At 62.6% G+C, this 23,807-nt stretch carries 24 protein-coding genes; 13 read left to right on the plus strand and 11 right to left on the minus strand.

Annotation, left to right across the window (positions count from 1 at the left end; all coding sequences use genetic code 11):
* Positions 1–36: 36 nt before the first annotated feature.
* The 4 genes from SMD27_RS03070 to SMD27_RS03085 all read right to left on the minus strand — a co-directional run bounded on the left by SMD27_RS03070 (position 37) and on the right by SMD27_RS03085 (position 4,950).
* Positions 37–960, minus strand: a complete 924-nt coding sequence (locus SMD27_RS03070) for a LysR substrate-binding domain-containing protein (RefSeq protein ID WP_320506858.1) — start codon at positions 958–960, stop codon at positions 37–39.
* A 31-nt stretch (positions 961–991) separates the two neighbouring features.
* Positions 992–2,041: a YeiH family protein gene (locus SMD27_RS03075; protein ID WP_320506859.1), complete on the minus strand. Its 1,050-nt coding sequence runs from the start codon at positions 2,039–2,041 to the stop codon at positions 992–994.
* Positions 2,042–2,138: 97 nt separating this feature from the next.
* Positions 2,139–2,981 (minus strand): bifunctional DNA-formamidopyrimidine glycosylase/DNA-(apurinic or apyrimidinic site) lyase, encoded by an 843-nt coding sequence (gene mutM / locus SMD27_RS03080; RefSeq protein WP_320506860.1) that lies wholly within the window; start codon positions 2,979–2,981, stop codon positions 2,139–2,141.
* 91 nt (positions 2,982–3,072) lie between these two features.
* Entirely contained in the window at positions 3,073–4,950 is a 1,878-nt protein-coding gene (locus SMD27_RS03085; RefSeq protein WP_320506861.1) for a chloride channel protein, read from the minus strand.
* Here SMD27_RS03085 and SMD27_RS03090 point away from each other — a divergent pair.
* From SMD27_RS03090 to SMD27_RS03140, 11 genes are all read left to right on the plus strand, one after another.
* A complete protein-coding gene (locus tag SMD27_RS03090; protein ID WP_320506862.1) occupies positions 4,949–5,104 on the plus strand; it encodes a hypothetical protein in 156 nt (51 codons plus the stop codon). The genes SMD27_RS03085 and SMD27_RS03090 overlap by 2 nt on opposite strands.
* Positions 5,105–5,277: 173 nt before the next feature.
* The gene (locus SMD27_RS03095) at positions 5,278–5,772 is read left to right on the plus strand and encodes a MarR family winged helix-turn-helix transcriptional regulator (protein WP_320506863.1); all 495 of its coding nucleotides are present in this window, start codon (positions 5,278–5,280) and stop codon (positions 5,770–5,772) included.
* A gap of 136 nt (positions 5,773–5,908) precedes the next feature.
* Positions 5,909–6,694 carry a class I SAM-dependent methyltransferase gene (locus SMD27_RS03100; RefSeq protein ID WP_379991200.1) on the plus strand — a complete coding sequence of 262 codons (786 nt, stop codon included), beginning with the start codon at positions 5,909–5,911 and terminating at the stop codon, positions 6,692–6,694.
* Between the two features lie 4 nt (positions 6,695–6,698).
* Complete coding sequence (gene ubiB, locus SMD27_RS03105; protein WP_320506865.1) at positions 6,699–8,270, plus strand: 2-polyprenylphenol 6-hydroxylase; 1,572 nt, start codon at positions 6,699–6,701, stop codon at positions 8,268–8,270.
* Between the two features lie 94 nt (positions 8,271–8,364).
* A complete protein-coding gene (locus tag SMD27_RS03110) occupies positions 8,365–10,047 on the plus strand; it encodes an ATP-binding protein (RefSeq protein WP_320506866.1) in 1,683 nt (560 codons plus the stop codon).
* 22 nt (positions 10,048–10,069) lie between these two features.
* Entirely contained in the window at positions 10,070–11,320 is a 1,251-nt protein-coding gene (locus SMD27_RS03115) for an MFS transporter (protein WP_320506867.1), read from the plus strand.
* 108 nt (positions 11,321–11,428) lie between these two features.
* A complete protein-coding gene (gene coaBC / locus SMD27_RS03120; RefSeq protein WP_320506868.1) occupies positions 11,429–12,682 on the plus strand; it encodes a bifunctional phosphopantothenoylcysteine decarboxylase/phosphopantothenate--cysteine ligase CoaBC in 1,254 nt (417 codons plus the stop codon).
* Positions 12,679–13,140 (plus strand): dUTP diphosphatase, encoded by a 462-nt coding sequence (gene dut, locus SMD27_RS03125; protein WP_320506869.1) that lies wholly within the window; start codon positions 12,679–12,681, stop codon positions 13,138–13,140. The genes coaBC and dut overlap by 4 nt, the downstream gene beginning before the upstream one ends.
* A 45-nt stretch (positions 13,141–13,185) precedes the next feature.
* Positions 13,186–13,641, plus strand: coding sequence for an RrF2 family transcriptional regulator (locus tag SMD27_RS03130; RefSeq protein ID WP_320506870.1), 456 nt, complete (start codon positions 13,186–13,188; stop codon positions 13,639–13,641).
* A gap of 68 nt (positions 13,642–13,709) precedes the next feature.
* A complete protein-coding gene (gene cysK / locus SMD27_RS03135) occupies positions 13,710–14,666 on the plus strand; it encodes a cysteine synthase A (protein ID WP_320507544.1) in 957 nt (318 codons plus the stop codon).
* 23 nt (positions 14,667–14,689) lie between these two features.
* Positions 14,690–15,502 (plus strand): HesA/MoeB/ThiF family protein, encoded by an 813-nt coding sequence (locus tag SMD27_RS03140; protein WP_320506871.1) that lies wholly within the window; start codon positions 14,690–14,692, stop codon positions 15,500–15,502.
* A 58-nt stretch (positions 15,503–15,560) separates the two neighbouring features.
* On the opposite strand, the gene SMD27_RS03145 is transcribed toward SMD27_RS03140, so the two are convergent.
* Positions 15,561–16,544, minus strand: a complete 984-nt coding sequence (locus SMD27_RS03145; RefSeq protein WP_320506872.1) for a 2-hydroxyacid dehydrogenase — start codon at positions 16,542–16,544, stop codon at positions 15,561–15,563.
* A gap of 411 nt (positions 16,545–16,955) precedes the next feature.
* On the opposite strand from SMD27_RS03145, the gene SMD27_RS03150 reads away from it, so the two are divergent.
* Both SMD27_RS03150 and SMD27_RS03155 read left to right on the plus strand, forming a co-directional pair.
* Positions 16,956–17,471 (plus strand): SH3 domain-containing protein, encoded by a 516-nt coding sequence (locus SMD27_RS03150; protein WP_320506873.1) that lies wholly within the window; start codon positions 16,956–16,958, stop codon positions 17,469–17,471.
* A 66-nt stretch (positions 17,472–17,537) separates the two neighbouring features.
* A complete protein-coding gene (locus tag SMD27_RS03155) occupies positions 17,538–18,131 on the plus strand; it encodes a histidine phosphatase family protein (RefSeq protein ID WP_320506874.1) in 594 nt (197 codons plus the stop codon).
* A 15-nt stretch (positions 18,132–18,146) separates the two neighbouring features.
* Here the strand turns inward: SMD27_RS03155 and SMD27_RS03160 are convergent, their stop codons facing one another.
* The 6 genes from SMD27_RS03160 to SMD27_RS03185 all read right to left on the minus strand — a co-directional run bounded on the left by SMD27_RS03160 (position 18,147) and on the right by SMD27_RS03185 (position 23,721).
* A complete protein-coding gene (locus SMD27_RS03160; protein WP_320506875.1) occupies positions 18,147–18,731 on the minus strand; it encodes a DUF3501 family protein in 585 nt (194 codons plus the stop codon).
* A gap of 68 nt (positions 18,732–18,799) precedes the next feature.
* The gene (locus tag SMD27_RS03165; protein WP_320506876.1) at positions 18,800–20,137 is read right to left on the minus strand and encodes a (Fe-S)-binding protein; all 1,338 of its coding nucleotides are present in this window, start codon (positions 20,135–20,137) and stop codon (positions 18,800–18,802) included.
* Between the two features lie 129 nt (positions 20,138–20,266).
* Positions 20,267–20,686 carry a rubrerythrin family protein gene (locus SMD27_RS03170; protein ID WP_320506877.1) on the minus strand — a complete coding sequence of 140 codons (420 nt, stop codon included), beginning with the start codon at positions 20,684–20,686 and terminating at the stop codon, positions 20,267–20,269.
* Between the two features lie 261 nt (positions 20,687–20,947).
* The gene (irrA, locus tag SMD27_RS03175; RefSeq protein ID WP_320507545.1) at positions 20,948–21,364 is read right to left on the minus strand and encodes an iron response transcriptional regulator IrrA; all 417 of its coding nucleotides are present in this window, start codon (positions 21,362–21,364) and stop codon (positions 20,948–20,950) included.
* A 133-nt stretch (positions 21,365–21,497) separates the two neighbouring features.
* Positions 21,498–22,292 carry an SDR family NAD(P)-dependent oxidoreductase gene (locus tag SMD27_RS03180; RefSeq protein WP_320506878.1) on the minus strand — a complete coding sequence of 265 codons (795 nt, stop codon included), beginning with the start codon at positions 22,290–22,292 and terminating at the stop codon, positions 21,498–21,500.
* 28 nt (positions 22,293–22,320) lie between these two features.
* The gene (locus SMD27_RS03185) at positions 22,321–23,721 is read right to left on the minus strand and encodes an NAD(P)H-dependent flavin oxidoreductase (RefSeq protein ID WP_320506879.1); all 1,401 of its coding nucleotides are present in this window, start codon (positions 23,719–23,721) and stop codon (positions 22,321–22,323) included.
* Positions 23,722–23,807 lie beyond the last annotated feature (86 nt).

Here is a 23,807-nt window from a genome sequence, read left to right on the forward strand (position 1 = left end):
GCCATGACAAGTTTGTCAGCTTCGGGAGATGGGCCTTCAGGAGGCCGCTGCCCCCGCGCGCCGTTCGGCGATCAGATCCATGAAGGCGGCCGCCGCCTTGCTGCGGTGATAATCGCGATGGCGCAGCAATCGGAAGGCACGTTCCGCCTCCGGCAGCGGCCAGGCAACCAGCCGCCCTTGCGCAATGCCGACCTCCGCTGCGAGATCCGACATCACCGTGAGTCCTGCATTGGCTTCCACCGCCAAGCGTACTGCTTCGTTGCTCGGCAGCTCCAGCGTGAGACGTAACTTTGCCGGATCGAGGCCAAGATCTGCGAGAACCGTTTCCATCACCTGGCGCGTGCCGGAACCCTGTTCGCGCGACACCCAATCGACATTGCGCAAAGCCTCGCTTGTGACGACATCGCGATATGATCGGCCCTGCTGCAGCCGGGTCCAGGGATGCTGCGTGCCGGCGACCAGCAGCAAACTGTCGCCCGGCAGGGCCAGTTGCTCGAATTGCGCCTCCGTGACGAGGCCTTCGACAATGCCCAATTCGGCAGCGCCGTTTTTGACGGCCACGGCAACCTGCTCGGTATTGCCGATCACCAGATCCAAGGTGATGGCGGGGAATTGCCGCCGGAATGCCGACATGATCGGCGGCAGCCAGTAATTGCCGACAGTCTGGCTGGCGGCGAGGGTCAAGTGGCCGCGCCGCAATTCCCGCAATTCACCAAGTGCTCGCTCGGCTTCGGCAACCCGCCGCAGGATCGCCTGGGCTTCCGTCATCAGCAACCCGCCCGCGGGCGTCAACTCAATATGCCGGCCGATGCGATGGAATAGCGGCAGGCCGTGGCGATCTTCCAAGGCGGCGATCGCAGCACTGACGGCGGGTTGCGTCAGATTGAGCGCTTCGGCCGCCCGCGTCATATGCTGGCGCTCCGCAACCGCCAGGAAGATCCGTAGCTGCTCCAGCGTCATGGGGCGTCCCCGGAAAAGCCCACAGTTCTTCTCAGGGCAGGACCACGACCAGCAGCAGGCCCAAAGCGCCGATGAACAAGCTGGCGAGAAAACCCAGCAATAGGGGCCGCCAGCCACGGCGCAGCAATTTGCGCCCATCCGTGTTCAGCCCCATCGCGCCCAGCGCGACCGCCATCATGAAACCGGTGACGTCCGGCGCCGCGTGCTGCACGGCTTGCGGCACCAGCCCGAGGCTGTTGATCCCCGCCAGGACAACGAAAACCAGAATGAACCATGGCAGGGCGATCCGGCCGGAAGCCGAATTGCGGACGGCATCCGCTTGGGGACGGGGTTGGACGTGGCGGCGGAAAATCAGGCCGACCGTCATCACGACCGGCGCTAACAGCAGGACGCGCGATAATTTCGCCAGGGTCGCCATATCGCCGCTGATCGTGCCGTGCTGATAGCCGGCGGCGACAACCTGGCCGATTTCGTGAATCGTCGCCCCGGCCCAGAGACCGAATTGATCGACATTGAGGCCCAGCAGCCCAGGCACCAAGGGATAGAGGAGCATGGCCGCAGTGCCGAAGATGGTGACGCAGGCAATGCCGTAAGCCGCTTCGTCCTCCGAGCCCTTGACCACGGTATTGCCGGCCATTACCGCAGATGCGCCGCAGATCGAGGTGCCGAAAGCGATCAGATAGCGCAGCTCCCGCGGCACGCCGAGCCAGCGGCCCAGCAGCACCGTTACCGAGAAAGTCGCCGGCACCACCAGCAGGATCAGCAGAATGCCGCTCCAGCCGAGATCGCCGAGCCGCGTGAGTGCCAGTTGCAGCCCGAGCAGGGCGATCGCCCAGCGCAGCAATGTGCGCGCGGCGAATCCCGTGCCCGCCCGGCAATGCGCCGGTGTGCCGATCAGGACGCTGAATCCGAGACCAATCAGCATGGCGAGAATCATCGGATTGAAGCGGTCGAGACCCGGATAGCGATGCAAGGTCTCGGCAAAGACGGCGATCAGCGTCGCCAGGACCAGGCCCGGCACCGCAGCCGGCAACTGAATGCCGGGGGAAGCAGAAACAGGAGAAGAATAACTTTCGGCCATCACGAGTTTTCCTTTCGGATGGCCAGGATACGATTTGCATTAGATAAATCTAAATGATTACATATATGCAATCAATAGAAAAAACTTATCAATCTCCCTATCGCTGGCGGCGCGAGCAATAGAATGTCGAGCGGCCCCCTTGCGTAAGCCGCCGGACGCCACCGGTCTTGGCGAAGTTGCAGTCGCAGCCCGGGCAAGCCTGTCCCTCGCGGTCATAGACTTTCCATTGATGCTGGAAATAACCCAGCTCGCCATCTGCCTGCACGTAATCCCGCAGCGAGGAGCCGCCTGCCGCGATGGCGTCGACCAGCACATCCCTGATGGCCCGGGCCAACCGCTCGGCGCGGTCGCCCTGAACCGTCGCGGCCAGCCGCTTTGGCGACAGGCCGGCACGGAACAGCGATTCCGAGGCATAGATATTGCCGACGCCGACCACCACTTTTTGATCGAGAATGGCGCTTTTGATGGGCGTCTTCTTGCCCTTGAGGGCGGCAGCCAGCGCCGGTCCGTTGAAATCGTTGCCGAGCGGTTCGGGGCCGAGATCGCGGAGCAGTTTATGGCTCTCCAGCTCGGCCAGCGGCACCAGATCCATCATGCCGAACCGCCGCGCATCGTTGAAACGGATGCAGGCGCCGTCTTCCAATTCGAAAATCAGGTGATCATGGGTTTCCAAAGCCGGCGGACGGCTGTCGCTGACCAGCATGCGGCCGGACATGCCGAGATGGCCGAGGATGACGTGGCCGTCATCGAGGTCGATCAACAGATATTTGGCCCGCCGCCGGACCGCCAGGACCCGGCGATCCTTGAGGCGTGCGGGAAAATCCAGCGGCAAAGGAAAGCGCAGATCGGGCCGTCGCTGTTCGACCCGGGTGAAGCGCTTTCCCACCATCCGCATGGCAAGGCCGCGGCAAACAGTTTCGACCTCAGGCAATTCAGGCATGGCTATCTTTCCCACATCGCCGGTTTTCCGACAGTGCGCCGCTAGATAAGCCGGTCGAGCTCCGCTTGGAAAGGGCTTATCGCCCCCTTTGCTACCGTCCCAACTCACTGGGAACGCGGATCTGCTCCGCTTCGCGGCGCAGCAGATAGGCCGCCCGATCCCGCTCCGCATGCCTGCCTTGGGCGCGTGCCCGCAGCAGGTCCCGCCGGGAAACCAGCCCCAACAGCTTGCCCGTCGCCGGTTCGACGATGGGGATACGGCCGGTATCGCTTTCCGCCATCCGGTCCGCCAGGTGGCCCACCAGATCCTGCGGATAGCCGACGACCAGCCCCGCATCCGACAAGGCCTCCGACAAGGGGCAAGCGGCAAGGTCGGTGTCATCCGCCCAGCTTAGCGCATCGGCCCGGGTCATGATGCCGATGACGCGGCCGCCGGCATCGACCACCGGATAGCCTTTATGCACGCTCCCGGCCCGGCCGAAAAAGGCGATTGCGTCCTTGACCGGCATGCTGGCCGGCAGGGTTTCTACCGTGGCGGTCATGATGTCCTTGGCACGAACGACATCGAAGGGATCGATGCCGTATTCCTGCAGGATGTGATGGCCGCGACGCGCGATTTTTTCGGTCAGGATCGAACGCTTCAGCAACAGCACCGTGACCGCATAGCCGCAGCCGCAGGCCGCCAGCAGCGGTACCAGGGCGGTGAAATTGCCCGTCAGCTCGACCGCGAACATGGCCGAGGTCAGGGGCGCCCGCATCGCGCCCGCCATCATCGCCGACATGCCGAGGAGAGCGCCAAACGCGGGATCGATGCCGGGAACCACGGCGCCCAGGAGATAACCGAGCGCACCGCCGATCATCAGCAATGGCGCGAGCACACCGCCCGAGGTGCCGGAACCCAGCGCGACGATCCAGATAACCGCCTTGATCGCCAGCAACAGCGCCGCCGCCTGCAGCACCATATCGCCTTGCAGCATATGGCGGATATTCACATAGCCCACGCTGAGCGCGGTCGGATCGATCAGGCCGCCGATCCCGACCACCACGCCACTGATCGCCGGCCACCACATCCAATGGACGGGCAGTTTGCCGAACAGATCCTCGATGCCGTAAAGCGCCAGGGTGAGGATGCCTGCGCCAAGCCCGGCGACAAGGCCGATGCCGATCCCGGCGGCAAAATGCGGCCAGGTGACACCGACCGTGTCGGCGACGGGAAAGAGCGGCGCCGCATCCATCACCAGATCCCGCAGCATTGCCGAGACCAGGACCGCCACCGTCACCGGCAGGAAGCTGCGCGGCTTCCATTCGAACAGCAGCAATTCAATGGCCAGCAGAACCGCGGCGATCGGTGTGCCGAAGATCGCCGTCATGCCGGCGGCGGCGCCGGCCACCAGCAGCGTCTTCCGCTCGGCGGCGCTGAGATGAAACATCTGGGCGAAGAGCGAGCCGATCGCCCCGCCGGTCATGATGATCGGGCCCTCGGCGCCGAAGGGACCACCCGACCCGATGGAGATGGCCGAAGAAAGCGGCTTCAGCACGGCGATCTTCGGATCCATGCGGCTTTTGCCGAAGAGGATTGCCTCGATCGCCTCGGGAATGCCGTGACCGCGAATCTTTTCCGAGCCGAACCGCGCCATCAGACCGATGATCAACCCACCGATCACGGGGATCAGGATGGAAGCCGGCCCAAGATCGAGGGCCGAAAAATCGACCGGCGTGTAACTGAAGGTGCGGTGATAGGCGAGATTGGTGCAGATATAGATCAGTCGGGTCAGCACCCAGGCAGCGGCGACGCCGCCGATGCCGACGACAACCGCCATGAGCATAAGCATCAGGACCCGCCGGTCGGCGGTAAAATCGCCGAGATGGACGGTGCGGCCGGCAGCAGCCAATCGGTCAGTGCCGGGGGTCCGATTGGGGGACCGGCCGGCGCCCCGATCGGCCTGGAAGGTGGGAGTCGGATTTTGCATGATTGAACTTTCCTGGGATTGCCGGATCGGCCATTGCGCGGCAACCCGACAGCACGCTTTCTCTTCCGTTACCAACTGGCATGTGCGGCCGGCGCGCCGGATCAAGGAAACCGGGACCGATGCAATGCAGCATTTATATCGCTATACGATATAAGTTCAAGCAGCCGGGCGCGAATTTGGCCTGCCTGGGGCTCATGCCTGGTATTCACCCTGGCGTTTTCTCCGGATATCGCTGGCTATCCGCGGCGGGATATCCGCAAGGGCGCCGGTCGTTTACCAGGAAGTTGACTTATCATCGGGCGGGTAGCAGCGAGTGGAGATGCAGGTATGACCACATCGGACAGAGGGGGAGCGGGGCAGACCCGCAAAGGAGCCGCGGTCCGCCGGGTCGGGGCCGACCGGTTATTGGTCAAGGCCGACTACGAAGCCCTGGCGGAATTCCGCTATTATCTGCGCCGCTTCCTGGATTTCAGCCAGCGTGCCGCGCGCGATTTCGGCCTGACGCCGCAACAGCATCAGGCGCTCCTGTCGATCATGGGCAAGCCCGGCGACGGGCTGATAACCATCAGCGAATTGGCCGATCATCTGTTGGTCAAGCATCACAGCGCAGTTGAGCTGACCGATCGTCTGGAAGCGCTCGGCCTGGTGCAACGCCAAACGGATGAGACAGATCGCCGCCGCGTCCTGCTGTCGCTCACGGCATCGGCCCAGGATCTGCTCGCCCGGATGTCCTCGGTGCATTTGGAGGAGCTGCGCCGCATCGGCCCGCAGTTGACGGCCCTGCTGGCCGGATTGGAGCGCGACCGCGCGGAAGTGATCTGAGGCCCTCGCTGGATGGGCGCCGTTATGCAGTCAGCGGCGGCGCCTTGCAGCCGCCGCGTGCGGAGCACTGGCAATGCTGCTCGCACCGGGCTATGTTGCTGCCATGCAACAACAAAGTCGTGTCGATCCACCCGCCATGTCTCCTCGCCCCTTTGAACCACATCGCCCTGACGGCCCTCCAGATCGCCAGGAAACCTGGTTCGGTTTCGAGCGTGTGAGCGCCACCCGCAAGACAGAACTCGTTCGCGGCGTCTTCGATTCGGTCGCCGGCAAATACGATCTGATGAACGACCTGATGTCTGGCGGCATCCACCGGCTGTGGAAGTCCTCGATGATCGATTGGCTGGCGCCGCGGCCGGGCCAGCAGTTTATCGATGTCGGCGGCGGCACCGGCGATATCGCTTTTCGCATTCTCGACCGGGCGCCAGGCGCGCATGTCACCGTCTGCGATCTTACACCCGCCATGCTGGCGGTCGGGCGCGACCGGGCGATCGACCAGGGACGTCTCGGCGGGCTGAGCTGGGTTTCCGGCAATGCGGAAAGCCTGCCCGCCCCCGATATGCGGTTCGACGCCTATACGATCGCCTTTTGCCTGCGCAATGTCGGCGATCTGGAACAGGGATTGCGGGATGCCTATCGCGTGCTGCGGCCGGGTGGCCGCTTCCTCTGCCTGGAATTCTCCCATGTCGCCCTGCCGGCCTTGGCCAAGCTCTACGATCTCTATTCCTTCAAGGTGCTGCCCTGGCTGGGCAGCAAGGTGGCGGGCGATCGGCATTCTTATCAATATCTGGTCGAATCGATCCGCCGTTTTCCCGCCCAGGATGCGCTGGCTGGCGCAATGACCGCGGCCGGGTTCCAACAGGTGAAATACCGCAATCTGACGGGAGGCATTGCCGCCCTGCATTCGGGCTGGCGGATCTGACCTGATGCTGCGCAGCCTGAAATCGCTGATCCGCCTGTCCCGGATCGCCGTCATCTTCGCGCGGCACGGAGCGCTCGCGCCCTTCGAAGAGGCGCTTGCCGGCGTCGGCCTCGCCCCGTTCCTGCTGTTTCTGGTCCGAATGTTCTTCGGCCGCACCCCGCGTGACGTCAATGGCCGGGACATGCGCCCCGGCGAACGGCTGGCCGCGGCATTGAGCGAACTCGGTCCTGCTTTCATCAAGCTCGGCCAAGTCTTATCCACCCGCTCCGACCTGCTGGGCGAACAGGTGGCCGAAGATCTGGCCAAGCTGCAGGATCAGCTGCCCGCCTTCAGTGCGTTCCAGGCGCGGGCCACGATCGAGACGGAACTCGGCCAGCCGATTGGCGTGCTCTTCGCCCGATTCGAAGACGAGCCGGTTTCCGCCGCCTCCATCAGCCAAGTGCATTATGCGGTGACTTTGCCCGATCCGGACTGGCCGGAAGGACGGCCTGTGGCGGTGAAGGTGCTGCGGCCGGAAATCGAAGCCGCCTTCCAGCGAGACATCGAGCTGCTTTTGTGGATTGCCTCGGTGATCGAACGTACGCAGCCGCGCTTCAAGCGGTTGAAGCCGGTCGAGGTGGTGCAGACTTTCGCTGCGACTGTGCGTATCGAAATGGACCTGCGACTTGAAGCCGCAGCCTCCGCCGAGCTGCGGCAGAATTTCGATGGCGACCCGACCTACCGGGTGCCAGAGATCGACTGGCGGCGCACCGGTCGTCGCGTCATGACGCAAGAGCGCCTCGTCGGCATTCCCATGGATGACCGCGCCGCCATGCTGGCCGCTGGCCTCAGCGTCGATGCGGTGCTGGATAAAGCGGCGGCAATCTTCTTCAACCAGGCCTTCCGCGACGGCTATTTCCACGGCGACCAGCATCCGGGCAACATGTCGGTCGGCTTGGACGGTGCAATCCAGGTGGTGGATTTCGGCATCATGGGCCGGCTCGACAAGCCGACCCGATTCTTCCTGGCAGATATGCTGCTCGCCTTCCTGGAACGCGATTATAGCCGGGTTGCCGAGATCTATCTCGATGCCGGTTATCTCAGCCAGAAGCAGCCGCTGGACGAATTCACGCTGGCGCTGCGATCGATCGGCGAGCCGATCCACGGCCGGCCGCTGCAGGATATCTCCTTCGCCCGCGTCCTCGGCCAGCTATTCAGCATAGCCGAAAGCTTCGACATGGAAGTGCAGCCGCAATTGCTGCTGCTACAAAAGAACATGCTGATGGCCGAAGGGGTCAGCCGGCGGCTCAATCCCGAACTGAATATTTGGACACTGGCGCAGCCGCTGATCGAGCAATGGATGCGGGAGAATCGCGGGCCCGAGGCCCGGCTGGTGAGCGCAGCGGAAGAATTCCTGCATGTAACCCGCCGTTTCCCGGCGGTGATGCGCAACCTGGATCGTCTGGTCGGCCATTTATCGGAAGGCGGGCTGAAGCTCGATCCGGAAGCATTGCAGGTCATTACCCGCACCGGATCAAATTGGTATCTGTGGCTGATCATCGCGATTTTAGCGGCCGGCCTGCTGTTCAGCCGGTGAGCGCCGAGTTATCAGCTCTTTAAGAGCTGGCACCTAATATAAGCGGTATTCAGAGGATTACGTGCTGCCCAGGGGGCGCCGTTTGGAGCAGTCGATGCAGGAACTCGACAAACTACCCGAGACAACGCCCAAAAGGCGGGTTGGGCTGAGCGTTGCCTCCAGCGACGGGCCGGCCGATGTCGAGGCCAGGAACAGCCTGCTCTATTGGATCGGTGCCAATCTCGCTGCCATGGCCGCCTATTATGCGCTGGGCTGCGCCGTGGGCCAGTATTTCGCCGCTTACGGCCTCTTTCCTGCGCCGATCTGGTTGCCGGCCAGCGTCGCCATGGTGGGCGCCGTAATCGGCGGTCCGCGCCTCTTTCCCGGCTTGTTTCTGGGCTCGTTCCTAATCAATTACCTGGATTTCGATTCGCCCGCCCTGATTGCCGGCATCATCTCGCTTGGCAATTCCCTGGGTCCGATCTTCTGTGCCGCTTTGATGCGCTACCTGCGCCCCAGAGACGGTTTCTTCAACCGCTTTTCCGGCGTCGTCATCTTCGTCCTGCTGGCAGTCGTGCTGCATCCCGCGCTGACCGCGAGCGTCGGCACTTTTGCCTTAAGCCTTGCGACACCTTATGATTTCAACGCGGCCTACCGGACTTGGCTGAGCTGGTGGCTGTGCGATAGCGGCGGCACGCTGAGCTTTGCCCCGACTTTGCTGCTCTGGCTCGGCGCAGAACGCATGCCGCGGGGCGCACGGCGCAAATTCGAACGCGGCGATGTCGTCGTCTGGGGCGCCGTTGCCGTGATCAGCCTGGTGCTTTTCGCGCTGCCCCCGCTACCGATGACGCTCTACACGCTGGTGCCCTTCCTGCTCGTCGTGCCGCTATCCTGGATCGCCTTGCGCACCTCGCTCAGCGCGGCCTATACCCTGGCCTCGCTGGTCTCGGTCATCGCCATGGCCGGCACGGCCGCCTCCCTCGGCCCGTTCCATGCGCAGAATGTGATCAATCCGCTGCAACTGGCCGGCCTGCTCATCGTCCTCCTGACCATGAATGTGCTGACCATCGTGGCGCTGTTCTGCGAACGGCGCGCGGCCGAGGAAGCCAGCCTTAACAAGACGATGCTGCTGGCCAGCACGAGCCATGATCTGCGGACACCGCTGAACGCCATCATCGGCTTTGCCGATATGATGCGGCAGGGAGTCTGGGGACCGATCGAAAACCGTCACTACCGGGATTATGTCGAGAACATCCATGCCAGCGGATCCCTCCTGCTCGGCATGATCCGCGACATCCTGGATCGCGCGCGGATCGAAACCGGCAAGCGGAAGATCGAGCCGCGCCAATTGAGCTTCCGGCCAATCGCGGAATCCTGCCTCGACATGGTGACGGCGCAAGCGGCAGAGAAAGGCCTTGTCATCGATCTTCATGTCGAGATTGATGCCAAGCTCTATGCCGACGATCTTGCGCTGCGCCAGATCCTCCTCAATCTTCTCTCTAATGCAGTGAAGTTCACACCCGCCGGCGGCCGTGTCGATGTCCAGCTGACCACGCAAGCCGACGGCGCCGGCTTGGTGGAAGTGACCGATAGCGGCCGCGGCATGACGCAGGATGAGCAGCGCCTCGCCATGGATCCTTTCAGCCAGGTGGCGGCGCGCCAGGTACAAGGCGGTGCCGGTCTGGGCCTGCCCAATGTGGCGCGGCTTGCCGAGCTGCATGGCGGCAAGTTGTCGATTTCCAGCATCCTGGACCAGGGCACCACCATTGCCGTGACTTTCCCGCCGGCAGCGCGGTAACCCGGCTGAGGTGAGGGCGCCCATGCAGCGCGGCAAATGGTGGTCACTGACGATCCTGGCCGTCGCTCAAGTGCTGGCCCTCTCGCTGTGGTTCTCGGCGACCGCCATCGTCCCGGTGTTGCGCCAAGCTGCCATCATCGACACGCTCCAGGCCTCCTTCTTCACCAGCGCCGTACAAGCTGGCTTCGTGATCGGCACGTTGCTGAGCGCCAGTCTCGGCCTTGCCGACCGGATCGATCCGCGCCGCCTGTTCACCGCCTCCTGCCTCGTCGCAGCACTTGCCAATGCCGCCCTCTTGGCGGTGCCGATGGGTTCCATCCTGGCGCTGGCCTTGCGGCTCGTGACCGGCATCTGCATGGCCGGCATCTATCCGATTGGCATGAAGCTGGCAGCGACCTGGGCGGCGCCGGACAAGCAAGGCAGAAGCGATCTCGGCTTCCTGGTTGGATTGCTGGTCGGCGCCTTGACCTTGGGCTCGGCCTCGCCGCATCTGATCAATGCCATCGAAGCAGCAGGCTCTTCGGGCATTGCCGCTTTCGATTGGCGCTGGCCCCTGGCGCTGACTTCCGTTGCCGCGGGGCTGGCGGCCCTGCTGATCCAGATGGCCGGCCTCGGTCCCAATCTGCCGCCGATGCGCGTGTTCCATATCCGCATGGTGTTCGAAGCCTGGCGCTCGCCCGGCCTGCGCCTCGCCAATCTCGGTTATCTCGGCCATATGTGGGAACTCTATGCCATGTGGGCCTGGATGACGGTTTTCCTTGAAGCCAGTTTCCGCAACGCCATGCCCGGACCGGAGGCGGCCTATTGGGCGCGCCTCGGCACCTTCGTCACCCTTGGGGCCGGTGCGGCCGGTTGCCTGATCGGCGGCTGGTGCGCCGATCGCTGGGGCCGCACTTCTGTGACGATCGCAGCACTTCTGGTAAGCGGCACCTGCTGCTGCCTGGCCGGCCTGTTCTTCGCTGTCGCGCCGGGCTGGCTGCTGCTTCTTTGCGTCATCTGGGGCATCAGCGTCGTCGCCGATTCACCGCAATTTTCCGCCAGCATCACTGAACTTGCCGAGCGCGAACATGTCGGCACCATGCTGACCATCCAGACCTGCGCCGGTTTTCTGCTGAGCATGATCACCATCCATCTGTTGCCCTGGCTGGCCGGCGCAGCGGGCTGGCGCTGGGTCTTCCTTGCCCTGGCGCCCGGACCGGCGGTGGGCATCTGGGCCATGTATCGTCTCCGCCGCAGCCCGATGGCCCGGCAACTGGCAGGCGGGCGGCGTTAGAACTGGTGGCGCCGAGTTACCGTCCGGCCAAAGCCCTCTTGTACACCCTTGTATCGGCGCCTATTCCACAGTAAATACGATACGTAACTGTGGAATTCAGGTGCAGCAATGGCCCCTTCCGGATTGCATGGCAAGAAACTGCTGCTGGTCATCGCGGGCGGCATCGCGGCCTATAAGATGCTGGAATTCATCCGCCGCGGCCGTGAAGCGGGACTGGACATCCGCACGATCCTGACAGCCGGCGGCGCGCAATTCGTGACGCCGCTTTCGGTGGCGGCCCTCACCGAAAACAAGGTCTATCAGGATCTGTTCTCGCTGACCGATGAGAGCGAAATGGGGCATATCCGCCTGGTCCGCGAGGCCGATCTGATCCTCGTCGCCCCGGCGAGCGCCGATCTCATCGCCAAAATGGCCCATGGTCTGGCCGATGATCTCGCCAGTACCGCTTTGCTCGCGGCCGACAAGCCGGTCCTGATCGCGCCTACCATGAATGTGCAGATGTGGGCCAATGCCGCGACCCAGGCGAATATCGCCACTTTGCGCCAGCGCGGCATTCAACTGGTGGGTCCCGGCAAAGGCGATCTCGCCTGCGGCGAGGTGGGATCTGGCCGCATGGCCGAACCGGCGGATATCCTGGCGGCAGTCGGCAATCTGCTCGGGCTGCGCAAAGCCCCGCTGCAGGGCAAACGTGCCCTTGTTACGTCGGGCCCCACTTACGAGCCGATCGATCCGGTGCGCTATATCGCCAACCGCTCTTCCGGCAAGCAAGGTCACGCCATCGCCGCCGCTTTGGCCCGTCTGGGCGCCGAGACCATTCTGGTGAGCGGCCCGACCCGCGAGCCCGATCCGCTCGGTGTCACGGTGCATCACATCGAAAGCGCCCGTGAGATGCTTGGCGCCTGCGAAGCAGCCTTGCCCGTCGATATCGCGGTTTGCGCCGCCGCCGTCGCCGATTGGCGGGTCGCCGATGCCAGCGACCAGAAACTGAAGAAGGATGGCAGCGGAAGCGCGCCAACACTTCAGCTTGCGACGAATCCCGACATTCTGGCCGGCCTTGCCGCCGCCGGTGCGAAGCGCCCGAAACTCGTCATCGGCTTTGCCGCCGAAACCGAGAAGCTGATCGAACACGCCCAGGGCAAACTCGCCCGTAAAGGCTGCGACTGGATCATCGCCAATGATGTCAGTAGCGGCAGCGGCACATTCGGCGGCGACAGCAACCTTGTCCATCTGATCACCCGCAGCGGCGCCGAAGCCTGGCCGCGCATGAGCAAACTGGAAATCGCCGACCGCCTCGCCCAGCGCATCGCCGAGACGGTCTCGACAACAACGCACCAAGCCCATCGACCCGGAGCCAGTGAATGAACGAGATTGCCGTTTCCGTCCGCCGCCTGCCGCATGCGGCCGATCTGCCGCTGCCGGCTTATGCCACGGCCCAGGCGGCGGGGCTCGATCTCACGGCGGCAATCGACGGCGCCATCGATCTTGCGCCCGGCGAGCGGAAACTGGTGCCGACCGGGTTGCAGGTTGCTCTCCCCGCTGGCTACGAAGCGCAGGTTCGGCCGCGCTCCGGTCTCGCCCTTAAACACGGTATCACGGTGCTGAACAGTCCCGGCACCATTGATGCCGATTATCGCGGGGAAATCGGTGTCATCCTGATCAATCTGGGTGATAAGAGCTTCACGATCCAGCGCGGCGAACGCATCGCGCAGATGATCCTGGCGCCGGTCAGCCAATTGGTTTGGCGCGAGCAGGGCGAAACACTCGAAGAAACGCAACGCGGGAGCGGTGGTTTCGGCTCGACCGGGACGGCCGCCCGCTGATGCTCATTGATAGGGCACTTTCTAACATCGGAATGGAAGACGATCGTGCTGCATCCATCTAAACGCCTGCTTTTCGCCATCGAAGCCGTCCTCGACATTGCCTATCACGGCGGCTCGCAACCGGTGCAAAGCGGGGATATTTCCAGTCGGCAGGGCATTCCGCGCCGCTATCTCGAACAAGTGCTGCAGCATCTGGTGCGCAGCGGTATTCTCGCCGGCCATCGCGGCCCGCGCGGCGGCTATCTGCTGGGTCGCGAGCGTCGCCGCATCAATATCGGCGAGATCGTGCGGGCGGTTCGGCAGTTTGAAGGCACGCCCGACCCGATCGAAACCGCCAGCGGGTCGCGCGTCGGTCTCGAAGTGGTCCGCCCTCTCTGGCGCGACCTGCAACAGAAGATGCTCGACGAGCTGGATGCCGTGACGCTGGAGGATCTGTGCCAGAAGGCGCAGCAGGCCGGCATCCGCACCGACGCGCAAGCACGGCTCGATTTCAGCATCTGAGGATTTCAGAATCCGCCCCCGGCGCAGATGTCTAGCGCGGGACTTTTGGAAAGGATGAGCTTATGACCATGCCAGAATCGCAATTCCGCGGCCGCATCTATGAAAACCTGATGGAAACGATTGGCGCAACGCCGATCGTGCGTCTGTCGAAGCTGGCCCAGTCAGAGAATGTCAAAGCGGATCTGCTGGGAAAATGCGAGTTCTTCAATCCGCTCTCCTCGGTAAAGGACCGTCTGGGCTTCGCCATGATCGAATGGCTGGAGGCTAACGGCAAGTTGCAGCCGGGCGGCACCATCATCGAACCGACCAGTGGTAATACCGGGATCGCTTTGGCCTTCATCGCCGCGGCAAAGGGATATCGCCTGATCCTGACCATGCCGGAAAGCATGTCGGTGGAACGGCGCAAGATGTTGCGTCTGATTGGGGCAGAGCTCGAACTCACCCCCGCGACGCGCGGCATGTCCGGTGCCATCGCCCGGGCCGAGGAGCTGCTGAAGGAAATCCCGGGATCGGTAATGCCCCAGCAATTCAAGAATCCGTCGAATGCCGCCTATCACCGCAAGACCACAGCCGAGGAGATCTGGCGCGATTGCGACGGCAAGGTCGATGTGCTGATTTCCGGCGTCGGCACCGGCGGCACCATCACTGGCGTTGGCGAGCTCCTCAAGGAACGCAACCCCCAGGTCCGCATCGTCGCCATCGAGCCGGAAGACAGTCCGGTCCTGTCCGGCGGCCAGCCGGGCCCGCATAAGATCCAGGGCATTGGTGCCGGATTCATCCCCGATATTCTCAATCGCGACGTCATAGACGAAGTGCTGACCGTCTCCAACGCCAATTCCTTCGCCATGGCGCGCAAGGTGGCGAAGATCGAGGGCATGCCGGTTGGCATTTCCTCCGGTGCCGCCCTCTCGGCTGCCTGCGAACTCGGCCGCCGGCCCGAGATGGCCGGCAAGCGCGTCGTGGTCGTTCTCCCCTCCTTCGCCGAACGCTATCTCTCGACCGCCTTGTTCGAAGGCCTGGAATAATCGAAGAAAGAGGACAAGCCGACATGGCGGAGCTGACCGATCATCAATTGGAGCGGTATGCCCGCCATGTCATCCTCGATGAAATCGGCGAGGACGGGCAATTACGCTTGTTGCAGGCGAAGGTGCTGGTGGTGGGCGCCGGTGGTCTGGGCGCTCCCATGGCGCTCTATCTCGCCGGGGCGGGCATCGGCACGATCGGCCTGATCGACGATGACACGGTCGATCTTTCAAATCTCCAACGCCAGGTGATCCACGGCCATGCCGATCTTGACCGGCCGAAAGTGGCGAGTGCCGCCGACGGCTTGCGACGGCTCAATCCTGAGATCGACATCGTCCTCCATGAGGAAAAACTGACTGCGCAGAACGCTGCAGCGATGATCGGCCGATACGACCTCATCGCCGATGGCAGCGACAATTTCCGCACCCGCTATCTGCTCAACGATCTCTGTTTCGCTGCCGGCAAGACGCTGGTGAGCGCCGCCGTCATCCGCTTTGACGGTCAGCTTTCGACCTATAAGGCGCATCTCGGCGCGCCGCATCCCTGCTATCGCTGCCTGTTCCCGGAAGAGCCGCCAGCCGATCTGATCCCGCGCTGCGAGACCGCCGGCGTTCTTGGTCCCGTCGCCGGCGTGATGGGCACCCTGCAGGCGACCGAAGTGGTGAAGGAATTGCTCGGCCTCGGCACCAGCCTCAGCGGTCAGCTGCTGATCTATGATGCGCTCGACACCACCTTCCGCAAGATCCGCATCAAGCGTGATCCGGAATGCAAAATATGCGGCGCCACCGAGTCGCACGCTGCCCCTATTCTTCCCTCCTCCGAGCCGCGGAAGGGTTAGGGAGAGGAAAGGGCGCCAAGAAAAACGGCCCGCTGCATTGCGACAGCGGGCCATTTCGTTACAGCATCGTTTCAAGCACGCGGTCTGGCGGCTTGTGCCCGTCGGCGAAGGTCTTGATGTTGATGATGACCTTCTCGCCCATATCGACGCGGCCTTCGATGGTGGCCGAGCCCATATGCGGCAGCAGCACGACATTGTCGAGGCGCAAGAGCTTCGGGTTGACCGCCGGCTCATGCTCGAAGACATCGAGGCCGGCACCAGCGATCTCGTGCTTTTCCAGCATGCGGGTCAGCGCGTTCTCGTCCACCACCTCGCCGCGGCTGGTATTGACCACGTAAGCATGCTTCTGCAGCAGCTTCAGGCGGCGCGCCGAAAGCAGATGATAGGTAGCCGGCGTATGCGGGCAATTGACCGAGATGATATCCATGCGCGCCAGCATCTGGTCGAGGCTTTCCCAATAGGTCGCCTCCAATTCCTTTTCGGTGGTCGGATGCACGCGGCGGCGATTGTGGTAATGCACCGAGAGGCCGAAGCCGCGGGCGCGGCGGGCGACCGCCGTGCCGATCCGCCCCATGCCGATGATGCCGATCCGCTTGCCATTGATGCGATGGCCGAGCATCGACATCGGTCCCCAGCCGCTCCATTTGTTGGAGCGGATCAGGCGCTCGCCTTCGCTGACACGACGCGCGACGGCCAGGATCAGCGCCATGGTCATGTCGGCGGTGTCTTCAGTCAGGACGCCCGGGGTATTGGTGACGGTAATGCCGCGCTGCCGGGCACTGGCAAGATCGATGTGGTCGACGCCGGTGCCGAAGGAGGCGATCAGCCGCAATTTGTCGCCGGCCTGGGACAGGATCGATGAATCGATCCTATCAGTCACGGTCGGGACCAGGACGTCGGCGCTCTTCACCGCCTCGATCAATTCGGTGGGACTGAGCGGATGGTCATCGAGATTGAGCTTGACGTCGAACAGCTCCATCATCCGGGTTTCGATCACATCCGGCAGTTTCCGGGTGACCACGACGAGCGGCTTGAACGGCATCCGGTAATCCTCCCACCCGGTCTTCTTCCACCTGCCGGCATCGCGATACCGGCTGCTCCACGCCTGCAGGCGGCAGCACTTGCAGCATCCTCTCGATGCCGCTTCTCTGCCATAGCAAGAACGGCCTGTTCTTGTCCATTATCACGGCATTCACGGTTCTGTTGTATCGTGGCCGGCATATGGCAGCGATAGGAATCGCGCGCCCTGAAGCGGGGAGGCGACCAAGCATGCGAGCAAATCAGGCCGGGCAGGCGACTCGGGGAAGAACATGCGATTCGTCACAAACTGCCGCCGGAACCTTGACCGCTCCAGGCGGCTTGGCTAAGGCATAGGATAGCCGGATCAAAGTGGGGACCGCGGCTACGACGAGGGGTAGCCGGCGTCGGCCGATTGACAGGAGAGTAAACGGGTATGTTTCGTCTTGATCGCTGCCTGCGGCGCGTATCCTTTCTGATCCCTTTAGCTGTTCTGCCGTTTCTGGCATTGCAAGTCCCAGCCCAGGCCGAAGACGCCAAGCTGCCGGTGCCGCGTTTTGTTTCGCTCGATTCCAACCTGGTCAATCTGCGGGCCGGTCCCGGCAAGGAATATCCGATCCTCTGGGTTTATCAGCGCAAAGGCCTGCCGGTCGAGATCATCCAGGAATTCGACACCTGGCGCCGCATCCGCGACCGCGACGGCACGATCGGCTGGGTCCAGGGCAATCTGCTGTCGGGCAAGCGCACCGTACAGATCATCGGCAAACAGCGCGCAATGACCAGGGATGCCCATGGCGGCAACACGGTCGCCTATGTCGATCCGGGCGTCGTCGCCCGCCTGGTTAAATGTGACGATTCAGCCTGCCGCATCGAGGTCCAGGGATATGACGGCTGGGTGCCGCGCGGTGAGATCTGGGGGACTTATCCGGATGAAAAGCTGCAGGGCAACTGATCGTCCCACCATACCCTACCGACCCGTTACACGGACGTGGCAAATGACTCCCGAGCTGAGAGACGCATGAGCGCCGATATTTATCTCCTCCGCCATGGCGAGACCGAATGGAGCCAGGATGGCCGCCTGCAAGGCCAGCTCGATTCGCCCCTGACCGATTCAGGTCGCCGACAGGCGCGGCAATTGGGCGCCTTGCTGACGGCGCATCTGGCTGGCGGTGAGCTGCGCCCGGGCTGTCAGGTCAGCCCGCTCGGCCGGGCGCAGGAGACGGCAAATTTGATCCGCGCGGAAGCACAAGGCCTGCTGGCACCGGAACAAATCACCGAACCACGCCTCAGCGAAATCGGCTTCGGCGATTGGGAGGGTCTGACTTTTGATGAAATCGAAGCCGATTGGGCAGATCTGATCGATCAATATGACGATCTCGGCTGGCTGTTCGATGCGCCCAATGGCGAGGGCTATGAGCGTGCCTTGGCCAGGATACGAAGTTGGCTGGACGATCAGTCCGGGCCCGTCATCGCGATTTCTCACGGCCTGACATCGCAACTGATCTGCTGTGCCTATCTCGGCGAGCCGCGGTCAGCGGTGGCCGGCTTCACTGTCGAACATGGCGTCATCTATCGCCTGCGCGACGGCGAGATCGAAACGATTCGCGGCTAGAGCGCCTTCTCCCGGTCAGGCGAAATCGCCTGCCAGTTCCTGGCGCACGGCTTCGGACATCACCGCCATATGGCTATATTCGGGGTGATCGAAGCCGACGATGATCTGCGTCTCGGAGCGGAAAGCTCTGATCTGGGCGGCATCGAAAGCGAAATGAATGAAATGCACCGATGACGCCTTGCCGGCCTCGTTGGTGCGTTCCTGATCCTGTTCCGGCTTGCCGCGCACGATATCGGCGCCGAGGCGAATGAAAGCGTGATGTTCCACATCACCGAGCCGCGCCAGGAAGCGGGCGCGGCGCACTGGGTCGTCAATTTCGAACATCACCGTGGCGATCAGCTCGGTGCCATCCGGGATGAGCGGATTATAGGCGTCCAGCTCATCCGCGATCTGCGCCTCGCCGCCTTTTTCGATATAGAGCATCTCCTGCACCTGCTGGAGCATGGTCTCATAGCATTCGAAATAGAAGGTCGCGGCCGGACCCACTTCCATGCGGCGGCGCTTCTTCTTGGCAACGATCTCGCGCCGCAGATCAACCCGTTTCTTGGCATATTCGGCCAATGGCAGGATATCGGCGCGGGTGATTTCTCGCTTGCTCATGATCGGTTTTCCTTCGAGTGCCAGGATCCTGCGGGGACCGGCTGCCTTTGCCAGAGCAATCCTCAGTCTCAGAGCAGTCCATAGGCCTTGGCGAAAAGCTGGATCGGATGCAGCGGCTCCGCCGGCTTGGGATCACTCTCGCCATTGAGCCTTTCGACACCTTGGACGATGTGGTCGGCGGCCAGCGGGCATTCCGATGACAGGAAGGCCTTGCTGGCGGTCTTGGCCTGGCGCGCGACCGGCTTGCCGACCTTGATCGCCGTTTCGAAATTGCCCTTGAGCACGCCCCAGGCACCGCCGTGGCCCGAGCAACGTTCGATCACCGCGAGGTCATGGTCCGGTAGCAGGCGCAGCATCTCGGCTGCTTTCTGTCCCATATTCTGCGCCCGGGCGTGACAGGCGATATGCAAGGCGATACCGCCAGGAAGGCCCTGCAGGCCAGGGGCGAGCCCCTCGCGCCCGGCAAGGTCGACGATATATTCGCTGACATCATAGGTGGCATCGGCGAGCCGCTTGATATTCGCATCCTCCGGCAGGATCAGCGGCCATTCGAATTTCAGCATCAGCGCACAGCTCGGCACCAAGGCGATCACATCATAGCCGCGATCGATATAGGGCAGCAGCGCATCGCTGACGCTGCGCGCATGGTCGGCGACGCGGGCGATATTGCCCTGTTCCAGTTGCGGCATGCCACAGCAACGCGGATAAACCACTTCCGATTCGACACCGTTCCTGGCCAGCACCGCGCGTGCCGCCATGCCGATCTCGGGATTGTTGTAATTGCTGAAGCAGGTGGCATAGAGCACCACCTTGCGGCCGTAACCCGGCGCGGCCTGGTTGATCTCAAGCGGCTGTTCCGATGCACGCAAGACCAAGGTGCGGCCGTTGAATTTCGGCAGTTTGGCATTGCGGTCAATCCCGGCCACGGCCTCCAGGCCGCTGCGCAGGGCGCCGTTATTATTCGCCCAATTGACCACGGGTGCCGCCAAGCGCGCCAGCTTGCCGTTGCGATCGGTTTCCGTCAGCTGGGCATAGGTCTTGCTGTTTTTACCGGCCTGCAATTCGGCAGCCCGATAGCGCAGCATCAGATGCGGAAAATCCAAAGCCCATTCATGCGGCGGCACATAGGGGCATTTGGTCATGAAACAAAGATCGCAAAGGGTGCAGGCATCGACCACCTGCTTGTAATCCTCGCTCTTGACCCCATCCATCTCACCGGTCGGCGATTCATCGACCAGATCGAACAGCCGGGGAAAGGAATCGCAGAGATTGAAGCAACGGCGACAGCCATGGCAGATATCGAAGACGCGATGCATTTCTGCCTCGATCTTCGCCATGTCGTAGAAATCGGGGTTCTGCCAGTCCAACGGCTGTCGGACGGGGGGTTCCAGGCTGCCTTCACGCATCTCGGCCTCTGCGCTGTTCAGTCTCGATTTCGTTTGCTAGCCGGAGCGTCAAGCGGAACCGCCGACCGCCAACGCGGCCGGCAATTCCGTAGCGTTCCAATAACGACGCGCTATCCGGCGACCGAGCTGTTAACCCAGCGTGTCCAGCGCCTTTTGGAAGCGGCCGGCATGCGACTTTTCCGCTTTGGCCAGCGTCTCGAACCAGTCGGCAATCTCATCGAAGCCTTCTTCGCGGGCCGTGCGGGCCATGCCTGGATACATATCCGTGTATTCGTGGGTTTCGCCGGCGATCGCCGCCTTCAGATTGTTCGCGGTGCCGCCGATCGGCAGGCCGGTCGCCGGATCGCCGACCGCTTCCAGGAATTCGAGATGGCCGTGCGCATGGCCCGTTTCGCCTTCCGCGGTCGAGCGGAACACGGCCGAAACATCGTTGAAGCCTTCGACATCCGCCTTTTGTGCGAAATACAGATACCGGCGGTTCGCCTGGCTTTCGCCGGCAAAGGCTTCTTTGAGATTGTTTTCGGTTTTAGAACCCTTCAAGCCTGACATTTCTCTCTCTCCCTGAGATGAAGACGTTAGCTGGGGAGCGCTACCGCTTGGCGCGGTTATTGACCGGCTATTTCGCCGGCCGACACCTCGCGGTCCCGACTGGCGCCCCGGCAATGACATGTGTGCCATCGTCCGGTTTCAGTTATCGCGCCGTCGGGCTTGGCGAGTCAATAGTTTAGAACGTTTAAAAAGAAGCTTGTTACCAGCGCTACGAAAATGAAATCGAAAACCATAATGGCTGGAAACAATCCGGCGCTGGGCTCAGCTCTTGGTCACCCGGACGATGACATCGACGCGGCTCACATGCGTGCCGCCGGGGGCCGTGGGGACCCGCGCCAAGGCGATTTCGTCGCCTGGAATATCCTGCAATTGGCCATCGTCTTCGAAGAAGAAATGGTGGTGGTCGCTGATATTGGTATCGAAATAGGAACGCCCCGGCTCGATCACAACTTCGCGCAACAGACCCGCCTGGGTGAATTGGTGCAGCGTGTTGTAGACGGTCGCCAGCGAGACAGGAACGCGTGCTTCCACCGCCTGGGCATGCAATTGCTCGGCCGTGAGGTGACGATCGCGGCCGTCGAACAGGAGCTTCGCCAAAGACAGGCGTTGGCGTGTCGGCCGCAGGCCAGCCTGGCGCAGCCGCTGCACGATCGGGGCGAAGGGGCGAATATCGGTCATGGCTCCAATATGAGCCAAATCCACGCCTTTTTGAAGGGGGTTCATTATAATCATTCCGAACTAGGACGCAGCGCCTTCTCGAACTTCGACAAATAAGCGCAATTTTTTCCGGCATCAGGCGCGGCGAAACGTTTCACGGCATCAATGCGCCGCCATTGACCTCGATCACCTGGCCGGTGATATAGCCAGCCAAACTGTGCGAGGCGAGAAAGAGATACGCGCCGACACAATCCTCGGCTTGGCCAAGCCGCTTTTGTGGAATCCGCGCCGCCGTAGCCGCGAGCTTTTCCGGCGAGGAATAACGGCGATGGAAATCGGTATCGATGGTGCCTGGCGACACCGCATTCACCCGGATGCCGTCACCGGCCCATTCCGTCGCCAGCGAGCGGGTGGCTGTCGAGACGAAGGCCTTCGCGCCGCTGTAAGCCAACGACCCGGCGCTGCCGCCACTGCGGGCGGAGATCGAGGTCGTATTCACGATCGCCGCGGCCGAGGATTTGCGCAAAGCGGGGAAAGCCTGTTGCGCTGCCGTAACCACCGATTTGGCATTGAGGCTAAGGATCTCATCCAAGACAGCTTCGGCCAGGCCGGCTGCCGGATGGCGTCCCATCATGGTGCCGGCATTATTGATCAGGATGTCGAGACCGCCGAGCTGTGCGATGGCCTGGTCGACCGCCCGGCGCGTCGCCTCGCTGTCGGCGAAATTGCCGGTGACGATGGATGGACGGTGCGTTGCCGTGGCACCGATATCGGCGGCCAAATCGCGCAAGCCAGCCGTTTCCTCGCGGCCATGCAGCACGATCTTCGCGCCAAGTTCGGCAAAAGCCCGGGCCACAGCCGCACCGATGCCGCGGCTGCTGCCGGTGATGAGGATTTTGCGGTCGCGGAAATCTTGCATCAGCAAATCGGCGGGCCAGGCAGCGCGCATTCTCGGTCTCCCTACCCGCCTTTGCCGGTCAGTAGCCGGTCAGAATTCGCTCGATCAGTTGCTTCACGCTGGGCACGAAGCCGCCGGCATAGAACGGATCGTCCTTGAAGCGATAGGCGTTATGGCCGGCGAACATCAGCTGGTCCTCGGTGCGGTCCGAATGGCTGATTTCCTGCAACGTCTTCTGGATGCAGAAAGAGCGGGGATCGGCCTTCTTGCCGGTCGTGCCGGTCTCGTTCTGGGCCCAGTTCGAGAAGTTGCAGGCGCTCAGGCAGCCCATGCAATTGATCTGGTCGGTGAGGATCTCGTTCTCGTTGGCCGGCGTCACGAAAATCAGCGTGCCGTCGGGTGTTCGCATGGCTTCGGTATAACCCTGCCGCACCCATTCTTCTGCGCGCAATTTATCTGCGGCGGTCAGATAGACCAAGCGGCCACGCGCACCTACCGGGAAGGGCCATTCATGCTCGCCCACCTTATGGGTGTTGTAGACGACCTGGCGCTCCGAACGGGCGCGGAGGTCCTGAATGAAGGCGTTGTTGACGGCCGATGAATAGAAGCCGGTGGGGCTGAACTGGTTGAGGAAGACATCGCCCTTGGTCAAGGTCATCAGGCGCTTCTTCCAGGCATCGGAAATCGGGCTTTCCTGGGTCATCAGCGGCCGGGTGCCGAATTGGAAGGCGACCGGGCCCAGTTCCGGATTGTCGATCCAGTCCTGCCATTCGCTGAGCCACCAGACGCCGCCGGCCATGACGATCGGCGTATCCTGGAGGCCGCATTCATCGCGCATCATGTCGCGCAATTCCTGGACGCGCGGCAGGGGATTGCCGGGCTTGGTCGGGTCTTCGCTGTTGCTGAGGCCGTTATGGCCACCTGCCAGCCAGGGATCTTCGTAAACGACCGCACCGAGCCAGTCGCGGAACTTGTGATAAGCCCGCTTCCACAAGGCGCGGAAGGCGCGCGCCGAGGACACGATGGGGTAATAATGCACGCCATAAGCGGCGCAGATCTCGGCAATGCGATAGGGCATACCAGCGCCGCAGGTAACGCCGTGGATGAGGCCCTTGGCACCTTCCAGCACGCCATGCAGTACGCGTTCCGACCCGGCCATCTCCCACAGGACATTCATGTGGATGCGGCCGTGGCCATTCGACATTTCATGGGCGATGCGGGCCTGGTTGATGCCGCCTTTAATGGCATAGGCCAGCAATTCCTCATGGCGCTCGCGGCGCGTCTTGCCGTGATAGACCTGTGGCACCAGTTTGCCGGTCTCATCGTAGAAATCGGCATTGACGCCGGAGAATGTCCCGACACCGCCGGCTGCCGCCCAGGCGCCCGAAGACTCGCCATTGGAGACGGAAATCCCCTTGCCGCCCTCGACGAGCGGAAGAACCTCACGGCCCGAAATGATCAAGGGCTTTAATGCCTGCACCGCAAATCCTCCAAAACACGCATCCCTGGGTCGCCTGCCGGCGCGCTGATCGAAATCACGGCCGGCACGCCGAATACTGCGATTAT

Source organism: Dongia soli, assembly GCF_034044715.1.
Classification (GTDB): domain Bacteria; phylum Pseudomonadota; class Alphaproteobacteria; order Dongiales; family Dongiaceae; genus Dongia_B; species Dongia_B soli.